Source organism: Hydrotalea lipotrueae (genome assembly GCF_019249625.1).
In the GTDB taxonomy this organism is placed as follows: Bacteria; Bacteroidota; Bacteroidia; order Chitinophagales; family Chitinophagaceae; genus Hydrotalea; species Hydrotalea flava.
In genome coordinates, this window is sequence record NZ_JAESDL010000001.1 from 94722 (window position 1) to 107001 (window position 12280).

A 12280-nucleotide genomic window follows, 5' to 3' on the forward strand; every position below is an offset into this window, starting at 1 on the left:
AAACAATAACAATACATAAACCAATGAAAATTTCAACAACAATTCTGGGGGTTGCGCTGCTGCTTGCAGGTTGTCATCAGTACAACAAAACCAAAACGGGCCTGGTATATAAAATTATACATGGCAATAGTAAGGTGCTGTTAAAACAAGGTGATATTATTAAATTTAATATTGAATACAAAATGAAAGTGGGAGGGAAAGACTCTATCTTGAATTCTACTTTCGGGCATATTCCTGCATTTGTAAAAATTGATACTGCATCTTTTGGTAAACATAGCTTTACTGAAGTGTTATTGCAATGTGCTCCGGGCGATAAAATTAATTTTGTAATGAGTATTGATACACTCAAAAATCTGGGCATGATTCCTGAATACAATGAACTGTTTAAAAAAGGCGGTACTATAGATGGCAGGGTGGATATTTTGAAAGTTTACAATAATGATGCAGCAGTTAATGCTGATTACCAAAAAGAAATGGAAGAGGAGAAAAGCAGAGAAATTAAAGATTTACAGGCCTATGCTGCAAAAAATAATATTAAAACTATCCAATCACCCAATGGAGTTTTGGTAGAGGTACAAACAGAAGGCCAGGGGCCAAAAGCCGATTCAGGCATGCAGGCATCTGTATATTATAAAGGCTACCTTGAAAATGGAAAAAAATTTGATGGCAATATGGATACGGCTACTGCTAAAAAGCCACCCTTTACCTTTGTTGTTGGCAAACACAATGTAATTCAGGGTTGGGATGATGGATTGAAATATTTTGCAAAAGGAGGGAAGGGCCGTTTATTGGTACCTGCTATGTTGGGTTATGGTCCACAGGGCAGTCCTCCGGTGATTCCTCCATACACCAATTTAATTTTTGATATTGAAGTTACGGATGTAACCATACCAGCTCCACAAAAAGCACCTGCTCCGTTATTACCCGGTTCAGTGAAACCAGTTAAATAAAAAGTATAGATTGTTCAGTTTTTGAAAGCTCCTGAAAGGGGGCTTTTTTTATGATGCCATATAAGCATTGTACAATGTAATACACTCCTGCGCAGCAGCTACATCATGCACCCGTAAAATGTTTGCACCATTTATTAAACCCGCCATGTGCATGGCTGTTGTTGCATTAAGTGCCTCACTGGCATTTTCTTTTTGAAGTGTTTTATATAAAAAAGACTTTCTTGAAATGCCCAACAAAATGGGCTTATGCAGTATCTGAAAAATACTGAGTTGTTTAATCAATAAAAAATTCTGCTGAATATTTTTGCTGAATCCAATGCCGGGGTCAATTATCATATCTATAATTCCGGCCTCTTTTGCCAGCGTGGTTTTTTTGATAAAATAGTCTACAATATCTAAACAAATATCCTCGTATGAAGTATACTTTTGCATGGTTTGAGGTGTGCCCTGCATATGCATACAAATATAGGGTACGTGCAGATTTGCAACCGTTTCAATCATTTTCGGGTCTAAATTTCCACCGCTAATATCATTCACTATATCAGCACCTGCCTCAACAGCAGCTTTGGCTACAGAGGCATAAAAAGTATCTACCGATATAAAAACTTCAGGTAACGTTTTACGAATTTGTGTAATTACCGGAATAATGCGTTCCATTTCTGTTGCAGCTGTTTGCAGACTACTTTTAGGATGGGTGCTTTGTCCGCCTATGTCTATAATAACAGCCCCCTCTTTTGTCATTTTTTCTGCCTGCTCAACTGCTGTTTGTATGGTGGTTTGCCGGCTGTCTTTAAAAAAAGAATCGGGTGTTGCATTAATAATGCCCATAATGATGGGTTTTTCAATTACCAATAACCTTCCATTACAATTGAGCGTATACATTCTTTGCTTTCATTTATCTTGCAACAAAATTAATAGTAAAGCAGTCTGTTTGTTCTAATTGAAAATAATTGATATTTTCATCAAAATTATATTGCATTCTTTATTTCAATAGAATAACCGGGTTATATACTCAGGCCTTTAACAAATGAATATGAACATTACTAACCAGCAGTACGATGCAGTAATACAGCAGTGTAAAAAAATTTTTGTTCAAAAAGCGGCAGATTATGGAACAGCCTGGCGTGTTTTAAGAATTGTTTCTGTGGTAGATCAGTTATTTATTAAGGCATTGCGCATTAGAACGATACAAGATAAAAAAACACAATTGGTAGCAGATGATATCGCCTCTGAATTTAAAGCCATTGTGAATTATGCAGTGATTGGATTAATTCAACTTGAAATTGGAGATGCCAAAGTAGAAGAAATTCCGGTTACGCAGGTAGAAGAGTGGTATGAAAAGCAAATACAGATTGCCAAAAACATTATGCAAAATAAAAATCATGATTATGGTGAGGCCTGGCGAGAAATGAGTCAGGAAAGTTTTGCCGATTTAATTCTAATGAAATTGATGCGCATCAAGCAGATTTTATTTAATGATGGCAAAACGATTGTAAGCGAGGGAATTGATGCCAATTTTATTGATATTATCAATTATGCCGTATTTGCATTAATATTAATGCATGAATAAATACAGGATATAAATTAAGCTAGCTTTTATCAAGTTGTTTGAAACTTGGTTATAAAAATATTTTTTAATTTTCATTTTGCCATTTGAATTTTATTAACAGATTAACGAATTAAAATTACTGCCATGAAATATTTAATAATAATTGTCAGGTGGTTGGTGGGGCTGTTATTTATTTTTTCAGGTTTGGTAAAAGCCAATGATCCACTTGGGTTAAGTTACAAAATGCAGGAATTTTTTGAGGCATGGCATTGGAATTTTTTCGATTCATTTTCATTGTACATGGCATTTGGTATGAATCTTTTGGAAGTGCTGGCCGGCGTTGCCATTATTATTGGCTGGAAGGCTCGGTTTTTTAGCAGGTTATTATTGATACTGATTGTATTTTTTACATTTTTAACCAGCTACGTCTTATTCAGTGGCAAAATAAAAGCTTGTGGCTGTTTTGGAGATTGTATTCCTTTAACACCCATTCAAACTTTTACGAAGGACGTATTGTTATTAATACTCATTATTTTTCTTGTTTTCACAACTAAATATGTAAAGCCTTTCTTTTCATCAGGCGTTGCATTCGTTACATTAATTGGCGTAGTGCTGATATTAGCTATTACACAATGGTATGTTTTGCGGCATTTACCCTTTATTGATTGTTTGCCCTATAAAATTGGGAACAATCTGTTAGATGAAATGAAAACACCAGAAAATGCAGTTTCGGATGTTTACACCTATACTTTTCAATATCAAAAAGATGGAAAAATGATTGAGTTTGCTGAAGACAGTATTCCGGATGATTTAGATAGCAGTTATGTATTTGTTGACAGATCTGCCAAATTGATTAAAAAAGGCAATGGGTTAACGGCCGCCATTGCCGATTTTGCATTACAAACCGCTGATGGATCTGATACTACACAGGCCCTTTTACAAACAAAAGGCAGGTATATTCTTCTTTTTTCCCGTGATTTTTCGAATGTAAAAAAGTGGGAAGAGATGTTTCAGAAAATATACCAGGATGCCGGCAGTATGCATATTCCTGTTTTTATCGTTACGGCTGACCTGGCGGAAGGAAAGCGTTTGTTCCCAAATGTTAACGTATTACAATGCGATGCAACAGTGATGAAAACCGCTGCAAGAGTAAATCCAACTTATATTATAATGCAAGGTCCAACTGTAAAAAATAAAATAAGTTTTGCAGATGCACAAAGCGTATTGGCTTTTCTAAAACAAGAATAATGGCAATTTTTATTCTAAAAAAATCATTATATGGAATGCTGGTACTATTGGGTGTTTTGTTGCTGGTATTCACACTGTTTCAAGGTTTAGGTGATCCTGCAAGATTAATCATGGGGCAAACTGCTGACAAAGCCACCATTCAAAATATTCGGAAACAATTGGCATTGGATGAACCCAAATGGAAACAATTTTTAATTTACATCAATGATGTTTCTCCACTTTCTATTTATCCCGAAAAGGCCATTTTTCAAAAAAATTTAAATGGCTTTTTCATTGGTGGCCATTATAAAGTTGGTATCAAACTGCCTTATTTAGGCCGTTCTTATCAAAGCCGGAAAACAGTAACAGCAATTTTAACAGAGGCATTTCCCAATACCATATTACTCACTGTTGCGGCTATACTTATGGCGTTTTTGTTAGGCATTAGCTTAGGTGTTTTGGCTGCTGTGAAGAAAGGAAGTTGGATCGATACAACCACTGTATTTACCAGCATATTGGGAATTTCTGTTCCTTCTTTTTTTACAGGAATTGTAATAGCTTATCTGTTTGGTTTTTTATTGTCTCAATATACCGGTCTGCACATGCTGGGCAGTTTATATTATATTGATCCTTTTAAAGGAAAGCAACTAGACTTGAAAAACTTAATTCTTCCGGCCATTACTTTGGGTATACGACCGCTTGCCATTTTTACCCAATTAACCAGAAGTAGTTTATTGAATGAGTTGCAACAGGATTATATTCGAACAGCATATGCCAAAGGATTAACTCGTACTAAAGTACTATTTGTTCATGCGTTAAAAAATGCATTGAATCCTATTATTACTGCCATAACCGGTTGGTTTGCGGAATTACTGGCAGGCGCATTTTTTGTGGAATATATTTTTGGTTGGAATGGGATTGGAAAAGTTACGGTAGATGCTCTGGAACAACTTGATTTTCCGGTAGTTATGGGCAGTGTTTTGTTAACAGCTTGCTTTTTTATTGTAATGAATATACTCTCCGATGTTTTGTATGCATGGATTGATCCCAGAGTAAAATAACATAGTTCTAATTAACTGATTTTTATCATTTCTTACATAATCGTTTTTACTACCTTTATCATGCAATTCTGCAATCACCTTCTTACATGTGGTTTTTAAACAAATCCTATACTTATATATTTTTATTTTATAAAATAATATATATATGTATTTGTGAATGCCGCATGTAATAAAACAAATTCTTACGTATGAAAAATGTACATGAATTGTTAGAAAAACAAACTGCTAAATTTAATTATATTAGCAGCAAAGCAACTGTTCTGGAAGCGCTTGTTTTAATGAAGGTGGCGAATGTTAGTTATGTTATTGTTACGGATGATGACCAGTATAAAGGTATTGTTTGTGAAAAAGACTGCCTGCATAAAATTGCATTGAACGGACTGTGTCCGGAAAAAACTTTTGTAAAAGATATTTTGATAAAAGATTTCCCGATTGTTGAACCGGAAGATAGTACAGAACGTTGTATGGAATTAATGAACAGTTTCCAGATTTTATATCTGCCGGTTTTTAAAGGGCATAAATTTTTAGGTGTTCTAAGTATTTATGACATTTTAAAGGAAACTGCAGAAGAACAACATTTAAAGCATAATGAAGATTATACCTATGCTTAATATTGGAGTTAGCGAATAACTACTTCAGTAATAAGTTTTTCCTGCAACGCCTCATTAATACGTTCAATAATTTGGCTTTTTTGATATTGTAGCTCATTTTTTAATGGGCCTACAGGCGTATATACAAATAATGTATTATTAATAATCTCTATTTTTGTAGTGTACTTAGCAATTGTTTTACCCATCACTTCTTCCCAAATTTGGGTAATTTGAACGGCTCTCAGCCCATTGCGTAAATTGCTTTTATTTACAAACTGATGGAGCGCATCTCCAATACTAAATTCTCCCATGCTGTAAAGATACTTTGGTTATAATGTAATTAAACTAAAATTTACCTGCATTTTTTTTAAATAATTGCTGAGCCTTTCGGCGTGCGTATCCGTAATAAATACCTGACAGTTTTCCTGTACACAAACTATATAAAATAACTGATGCATTCGTTGCTCATCTAATTTTTCAAACACATCATCCAGCAACATAATGGGAGCAACTTTTTTTTGTTCTTTTAAAACAGAAAATTCTGCCAGTTTAATGGCTAACAACAATGTTTTTCTCTGCCCCTGCGATGCCCTGTTTTTAAAACTGTTTTCCTGCATGGTTATTTCAAGATCATCTTTATGAATGCCGGAATTGGTTCTTTGTAACAGCATATCTTTTTGTAACGAAGCCTTCAGTAAATCTTTAAAACTGTTTTCATTCAATTGGCTGATGTAGCTGATTGAAATACCATCATCGCTACCTGCAATTAATTGATAGTTTTCCAAAATTTTTGGAATGAATTCAATAGTGAATTTTTTTCTGTGTTGGTAAATAATGCTGCCATAATACACAAACTGGGTATCAATGGCTTCCAACAAAGTAATATCGTGCTGCCCGGTGCCGGCTATTTGTTTCAATAAACTGTTGCGTTGTTGTAGTAATTTATTGTATTGAATCAGTGCTTCTAAATAGGTAGCATTGTATTGTGATAAAATGGTATCAATCAGCCTTCGTCTTTCTTCGCTCAGTCCTACAACAATTGCAGCATCATCGGGCGCAATCATTACACAGGGAAACCGGCCAATATGTTCAGAAAATTTTTTATAAGTTTCCTGATCTAATAAAAATTCTTTTTTATTATTTTCCCGCAAAATGGCAACAGTTTCAAAAGATTGATTATTATTTTCGAACAAACCTTCCAAACGCATACCCTTTTTACCTTGCTGAACTGAAAATGTATCCTGTCGGGCAAAATAACTTTTGGTAAAACACAAATAATAAATTGCATCCAGCAAATTGGTTTTACCGGTACCATTTGGTCCGCATATCCCGGTTACAGCCTCAGTAAACTCCCAACTGTTACTGCCGTAATTTTTAAATTGAAATAATGATATCTTCTTCAAATAAAGCATGATAGATTTGCAAAATAAGCAGGATAAATTGAAACACGTATTTTTATAAAAAAATAGCAGGGTTTGAAAACAATACTAACAAAGGAACAATTGCATTTAACCGTTCAACGTTTGGCTTGCCAAATTAGAGAAGATTATCCCGATTTGCAGGATACTGTGTTGATAGGTTTACAGCCCCGTGGGGTTTTTTTTAGCAATAAAATAGCGCAGGCATTGCAGCAATTATTGCCACAACAAACATTTCATTATGGAAAATTAGATATTACTTTTTACAGGGACGATATTCGAAAAGAATTGCATCGTGCCAATAAAACAGATATCCTTTTTAATATTGAAAACAAAAATGTAATACTGATAGATGATGTGCTGTATACCGGCAGAACAATTAGAGCTGCCTTAGATGCATTGGTTGATTTTGGCAGGCCGGCCAAAGTAGCTTTATGTGTCTTGATTGACAGAAGATTCAGCAGAGAATTTCCGATACAGCCCGATTATATTGGCCGATCTATTGATACCATTGTTTCCCAAAAGGTAAAAGTACATTGGTTAGAAACAGATGAAGAGGAATATGTAGAATTATTAGACAGCTAATTTGTGAAAACATTATCTTCGCTTTTTAATGGCACTATCTACCAAACATCTCCTTGGTATTAAGGATCTTCAAAAAGAAGATATTGGACTTATTCTGCATACTGCAACACAATTTAAAGAGGTATTGCAGCGGCCGGTAAAAAAAGTTCCTTCTCTTCGTGACATCACCATTGTAAATTTATTTTACGAAAATTCTACCCGTACGCGTATCTCTTTTGAATTGGCTGAAAAAAGGCTCAGTGCAGATACCATCAATTTTACTGCTAGTGGTTCATCGGCTGCAAAAGGTGAAACACTGTTAGATACGGTGAATAATATTTTAAGTATGAAGGTGGATATGGTGGTGATGCGCCATAGCGCCAGTGGTGCCCCCCATTTTTTAGCCCGCCATATTCCCGCAGCTATTATTAATGCCGGTGATGGTATCAATGAACATCCAACACAAGCCCTTTTAGATGCCTTTTCCATGACTGAAAAATTTGGTTCTTTAAAAGGTTTAAAAGTGGCCATAATTGGTGATATCATGCATAGCCGTGTAGCATTGAGCAATATTTATTTATTGAACAAAATGGGAGCAGAGGTAATGGTAGCCGGGCCTCCAACATTAATTCCACCTTATATTACAACTGCTTTAGGTGTAAAGGTTACCTACAGTTTAAAAGAAGCTTTGCAGTGGTGCGATGTGGCCAATGTGTTACGCATCCAATTAGAACGGCAAAATCAACCCTTGTTTTCATCATTGCGGGAATACAATTTAAGCTATGGCATTAATCGCCGGTTATTAGAAAATTTGGGTAAAGAAATTGTGATTATGCACCCAGGACCTATTAATCGCGGTGTTGAGTTAGATAGCGATGTGGCCGATGGTCCCTTTTCAATAATTTTACACCAGGTAGAAAATGGGGTAGCGGTGCGTATGGCTGCTTTATATTTATTATCGAACCGTAATGCTTAACACTGAAAAAGAGTAGATATTCTTGTTCAGAAAAAAATAATGCTATGCAAAGAATCTGTCTTTTTCCCGGAACTTTTGATCCGGTAACCTTAGGGCATGTGGATATTATTAACCGGGCATTACCATTATTCGATAAAATTTTTGTTGGTATAGGTATTAATGCCGCAAAAAATCCAATGTTTTCAGCAGCACAACGTATGGCTTGGTTTAAAGCCATTTATAAAAATGAACCCAAAGTGGAAAGTATTTGTTACGAAGGCCTAACCATTGATTTTTGTGCCATAATTGGTGCTCGCTTCATTTTAAGAGGTATTCGTTTTGTTAGCGATTTTGAATACGAAAAATCAATTGCAGATGCCAACAGAACAATGAATCGGAATATTGAAACCATTTTTTTAACCGGTGAACCAAAATATACATCTGTAGCATCTACTATTGTTCGCGATATTTTAAAAAATGGCGGAAATGCTGCCCCGTTTTTACCCGATGAAGTGATTGCAACCATTAATCATTAATTCAGTGAGAAAGCACATCTGGTACCTTGAACAGCTTAGTATTGCTGACTTAAATAGCCTTGGTAAAAATACGATGGGCGAGGTGTTGGGTATTGAATTTACAGAAGTAGGTAGTGATTATCTGAAAGCTACCATGCCCGTTAATCAAAATACCCGCCAGCCATATGGTTTATTACATGGCGGCGCATCCGCAGCATTGGCCGAAACGTTGGGGAGTGTTGCTTCTGCACTCATTATTGATCCGGATAAGCAAATTTGCGTGGGCATTGAAATTAATGCCAATCATTTAAAAGGGGTAAAAGAAGGGTTTGTTACCGGAATCTGTTCGCCTTTGCATATTGGAGCCACTACACATGTTTGGGATATCCGTATAACGAATGAAAAGCATCAATTAATTTGCATCAGCCGGTTAACGGTAGCTATTCTTAAAAAACACTAATTCAGATAGCCGGCCTTTTGAAATACTTCTATTAAAGTGGGATAAGTTTCTTTTACATAAGTATTTAATTCGTTGCGCTCAATCCATTTCACTTCAACAATATCTTCAATACTTTGGGGCACTAATTTTTCCTTTTTACCGGCTTGCATTTTAAACCAATGGGTGTGCTTTTCAATGGCTTCTCCTGAAAATGGATCAATATATTCATGCACTGTAACAGTAATTTCTGCTTCAATTAACAAATTTTGTAAGCCGGTTTCTTCTGTTATTTCACGAAGTGCACAAGCTTCAATAGTTTCATTTTCTTCTTTCTTGCCTTTGGGTAAATCCCATTTACCTCTTCTGTAAATCATTAAAACTGCATCATCTTCATTGGTAATCAATCCGCCACCGGCTATAATTTTCTTTTTCATATCCCTTTTATTGATAGAATGTGAATAATATTACGCAAGGTAAATATTTCATCGTGGCGGCTAAGCTTAATTTAGCGTAAAATTTGATTGATTTTTGCGAATAAATGAAAGTAAATATGCAAACAAACGAACGGGCAGTTGCCGAAAAATTAGTGCAGATTAAAGCCATACAATTAAGTCCAAACCAGCCCTTTACCTGGGCCAGTGGGTGGAAAAGTCCAATTTATTGCGATAACAGAAAGATACTTTCTTATCCCTATGAGCGTGACTTTATAAAAAGTGAACTGTGTAATGTATTGTTTAGTGAATTTGATGCTGCTGAGGCCATTGCCGGAGTAGCTACTGCCGGAATAGCCTGGGGGGCTATGGCAGCCGATCAGTTAAAATTACCATTTTTATATGTTCGCCCTAAACCAAAGGAACATGGGTTGGGCAATCAGATAGAAGGTGCTGTACTGCCCGGCAAAAAAGTGGTGGTGGTAGAAGATTTGATATCTACCGGAAAAAGTAGTTTGCTGGTGGTAAAAGTACTGCAGGATGCAGGCATGGAAGTAGTAGGGATGGTATCTATATTTACTTATGGTTTTGAAGCAGCAGCAACAGCTTTTAAAGAAGCTGGAATAGTATATCGCTCGTTAACCAATTATAGCGTTTTAATTGATCTATCCATCGAAAAAAAGCTGGTAGATGCCTCAACTGAACAATTATTGCTAAATTGGAGAACAGATCCGGCCAACTGGCAACAATAATAAGGTTAATGTACACATCGAAATTTTCGTATTATGCTTAAAAAAATTGCACTTGTTTTTGTTTTGGGTTTAATTGTTCATTCCGCTCAAAGTCAGGTACTGGCCGCAAGGCCGCAATGGGTTACCATTAAATCTGATAATTTAAAATGCTGGCAATGTAAAGAGCAGCTGGATAAATATCTGATTATTGAAAACAATGCCAACATGCAAAAAGGGATGATACAGTGGAAGATAAATTTATTAGCCGGCGAAATCAGGGTGCAATACATACCCGACAGGGTTTCTGTGGATGAAATTAAAACGGCTCTAAATAATGCCGGATTTGATGCCGATAATGAAAAAGCAGAACCGGATGCCTATCAAAAATTACCGCCTATTTGTAAACGAGCTGCAGATGGGGGCGGCCCGCAAAAAGGAAAACCCTGCCATATACAACCCATACAATAGTTTTTTTAGAAAAAAGGAATGCGCTGGTTCCCTTTATAATCGAACGGCAAATTGATAAAAATTCCCGATTTGCCCACTTTACTGGACCCTTTTACTTCCAGCAAAATTTCTTTTTGCAAAAGGCTGTTCCAGGCATTTTTGTAAAGTACTTGTTTAGAAATGGTGATTGCAGCCGGTAATTCAAAAGCTGACTTTTTGGCAATTTTTAATAAAGTATCTAAACAATAATGGCCAATAAAATTGCCGTTCACAAAAATATTTCCCTCTACTTTTTTTAGTACCACATTAAAATTATTCGGGTTGGTAAATGCCAGATTCAATCGAATGCCGATTGAATCTTTTGCTTTTGGCAGCATAGCAACATTTTGGATAGAACGAAAAACAAAGGCCTGAGGTTGCTGGCAACTCCAAAACAGGAAAATGCAAAAGGATAGGAGTATGGTATTTTTCACGCTATACAATTTTGCATGAAAAGTAGTCAAAAATTTCAGTTACGCAATTGAAAGAAAATTTGCCTTATTTTTGATGCTAAACAATTTAGATTTTTTTCAATACCCGTTTGAAAAATTTAGAGCTATAAAATTTAGTTGATAAAAATAAACATAAATACTTGTTTATAAATTATTTATAATTATTTATTTAAAATAAAAAATAGATAATTTCATGCTAAAAATAACAATATTTACAAAAAATTAAATTATATGAATAAATGAATAATAAATTAACATTAGTAATTGATAATCAGTATTTTATAAACGTTGAATTATTTAAGGCTTTACTTAATTTTTCAAATGTTAAAATTGAAATATGCGATAACTGGCAAAAAATGAGTTTTCGCAACCGGAGTATGGTTGCCGGGGCTAATGGACTGATTGGCTTAACAGTTCCTGTTCTAAAAGGACGGGATCAAAAAGGATTATTTAAGTTGGTTAAAATTGACTATCGTTCCAAATGGCAGCAACAGCATTGGCGAACTATTGTGTCTTGTTACAATCGTTCTCCCTTTTTTGAATATTATGCTGATTCACTTCATGAGGTAATTTTTCAGGAATACGCTTTGCTGTTTGAACTGAATCTGGCTACTTTACAATGGGCAATTCAGTGTTTAAAATTTTCTGTCAATTTGACGTATACTGATAGCTTTTTACCACAATACCCTAATTTTGTAACAGATTACAGAAACAGGTTTAGCCCTAATAATTTCCAAAATATTGATCAACCTGTTTATTATCCGCAGGTTTTTGAGGCCAAAATTGGCTTTCAAAAAAATTTAAGTTGTATTGATATTATTTGCTGCGAAGGTCCCAATACTATTAATGTATTGCAAACTGGAGTTTAATTACCTATGGTTTGCAGTTTTTGATTTGTTTGAAAATGACACT

At 35.3% G+C, this 12280-nt stretch carries 17 protein-coding genes; 12 read left to right on the plus strand and 5 right to left on the minus strand.

The annotated features are described in order from the left end of the window. The first annotated feature begins 23 nt into the window (after nucleotides 1-23). Nucleotides 24-950, plus strand: coding sequence for an FKBP-type peptidyl-prolyl cis-trans isomerase (locus tag JK139_RS00420; protein ID WP_074417759.1), 927 nt, complete (start codon nucleotides 24-26; stop codon nucleotides 948-950). A gap of 48 nt (nucleotides 951-998) precedes the next feature. On the opposite strand, the gene folP is transcribed toward JK139_RS00420, so the two are convergent. Further along, the gene (gene folP, locus JK139_RS00425) at nucleotides 999-1832 is read right to left on the minus strand and encodes a dihydropteroate synthase (protein WP_218330323.1); all 834 of its coding nucleotides are present in this window, start codon (nucleotides 1830-1832) and stop codon (nucleotides 999-1001) included. Between the two features lie 151 nt (nucleotides 1833-1983). Between folP and JK139_RS00430 the strand changes: the two genes are divergently transcribed. From JK139_RS00430 to JK139_RS00445, 4 genes are all read left to right on the plus strand, one after another. Further along, complete coding sequence (locus JK139_RS00430; RefSeq protein ID WP_218330324.1) at nucleotides 1984-2520, plus strand: DUF1599 domain-containing protein; 537 nt, start codon at nucleotides 1984-1986, stop codon at nucleotides 2518-2520. 123 nt (nucleotides 2521-2643) lie between these two features. Beyond that, on the plus strand, nucleotides 2644-3747 hold the full coding sequence (locus JK139_RS00435) for a BT_3928 family protein (protein ID WP_218330325.1): 1104 nt from the start codon (nucleotides 2644-2646) through the stop codon (nucleotides 3745-3747). Next, on the plus strand, nucleotides 3747-4787 hold the full coding sequence (locus JK139_RS00440; protein WP_218330326.1) for an ABC transporter permease: 1041 nt from the start codon (nucleotides 3747-3749) through the stop codon (nucleotides 4785-4787). The genes JK139_RS00435 and JK139_RS00440 overlap by 1 nt, the downstream gene beginning before the upstream one ends. 188 nt (nucleotides 4788-4975) lie before the next feature. Next, nucleotides 4976-5398, plus strand: a complete 423-nt coding sequence (locus tag JK139_RS00445) for a CBS domain-containing protein (protein WP_218330327.1) — start codon at nucleotides 4976-4978, stop codon at nucleotides 5396-5398. A gap of 8 nt (nucleotides 5399-5406) precedes the next feature. Here the strand turns inward: JK139_RS00445 and JK139_RS00450 are convergent, their stop codons facing one another. Both JK139_RS00450 and recF read right to left on the minus strand, forming a co-directional pair. Then, nucleotides 5407-5688: a DUF721 domain-containing protein gene (locus JK139_RS00450; protein WP_068241404.1), complete on the minus strand. Its 282-nt coding sequence runs from the start codon at nucleotides 5686-5688 to the stop codon at nucleotides 5407-5409. Nucleotides 5689-5706: 18 nt separating this feature from the next. Continuing rightward, nucleotides 5707-6789, minus strand: a complete 1083-nt coding sequence (recF, locus tag JK139_RS00455) for a DNA replication/repair protein RecF (RefSeq protein ID WP_218330328.1) — start codon at nucleotides 6787-6789, stop codon at nucleotides 5707-5709. 63 nt (nucleotides 6790-6852) lie between these two features. On the opposite strand from recF, the gene pyrR reads away from it, so the two are divergent. Genes pyrR through JK139_RS00475 form a run of 4 tightly spaced genes read left to right on the plus strand, consistent with a single transcriptional unit; the run spans nucleotide 6853 to nucleotide 9289 of the window. After that, entirely contained in the window at nucleotides 6853-7380 is a 528-nt protein-coding gene (gene pyrR / locus JK139_RS00460; RefSeq protein ID WP_074420954.1) for a bifunctional pyr operon transcriptional regulator/uracil phosphoribosyltransferase PyrR, read from the plus strand. A gap of 28 nt (nucleotides 7381-7408) precedes the next feature. Then, entirely contained in the window at nucleotides 7409-8335 is a 927-nt protein-coding gene (locus tag JK139_RS00465) for an aspartate carbamoyltransferase catalytic subunit (protein WP_218330329.1), read from the plus strand. 44 nt (nucleotides 8336-8379) lie between these two features. Beyond that, nucleotides 8380-8850: a pantetheine-phosphate adenylyltransferase gene (gene coaD / locus JK139_RS00470; RefSeq protein ID WP_074420956.1), complete on the plus strand. Its 471-nt coding sequence runs from the start codon at nucleotides 8380-8382 to the stop codon at nucleotides 8848-8850. A gap of 4 nt (nucleotides 8851-8854) precedes the next feature. Then, complete coding sequence (locus JK139_RS00475) at nucleotides 8855-9289, plus strand: hotdog fold thioesterase (RefSeq protein ID WP_317196278.1); 435 nt, start codon at nucleotides 8855-8857, stop codon at nucleotides 9287-9289. On the opposite strand, the gene JK139_RS00480 is transcribed toward JK139_RS00475, so the two are convergent. Further along, nucleotides 9286-9702 carry an NUDIX hydrolase gene (locus JK139_RS00480; RefSeq protein WP_074420957.1) on the minus strand — a complete coding sequence of 139 codons (417 nt, stop codon included), beginning with the start codon at nucleotides 9700-9702 and terminating at the stop codon, nucleotides 9286-9288. The two genes, JK139_RS00475 and JK139_RS00480, sit on opposite strands and share 4 nt — an antisense overlap. Nucleotides 9703-9818: 116 nt before the next feature. Between JK139_RS00480 and pyrE the strand changes: the two genes are divergently transcribed. Together pyrE and JK139_RS00490 are read left to right on the plus strand one after the other, a co-directional pair. After that, nucleotides 9819-10451 (plus strand): orotate phosphoribosyltransferase, encoded by a 633-nt coding sequence (gene pyrE, locus JK139_RS00485; RefSeq protein WP_074420966.1) that lies wholly within the window; start codon nucleotides 9819-9821, stop codon nucleotides 10449-10451. 33 nt (nucleotides 10452-10484) lie between these two features. After that, nucleotides 10485-10898, plus strand: a complete 414-nt coding sequence (locus tag JK139_RS00490) for a hypothetical protein (RefSeq protein WP_218330330.1) — start codon at nucleotides 10485-10487, stop codon at nucleotides 10896-10898. Between the two features lie 5 nt (nucleotides 10899-10903). Here JK139_RS00490 and JK139_RS00495 read toward each other — a convergent pair whose 3' ends face one another. Next, the gene (locus JK139_RS00495; protein ID WP_218330331.1) at nucleotides 10904-11254 is read right to left on the minus strand and encodes an NDR1/HIN1-like protein; all 351 of its coding nucleotides are present in this window, start codon (nucleotides 11252-11254) and stop codon (nucleotides 10904-10906) included. Nucleotides 11255-11607: 353 nt separating this feature from the next. Here JK139_RS00495 and JK139_RS00500 point away from each other — a divergent pair, with 353 nt between their 5' ends. Continuing rightward, entirely contained in the window at nucleotides 11608-12237 is a 630-nt protein-coding gene (locus tag JK139_RS00500) for a WbqC family protein (RefSeq protein WP_218330332.1), read from the plus strand. Nucleotides 12238-12280 lie beyond the last annotated feature (43 nt).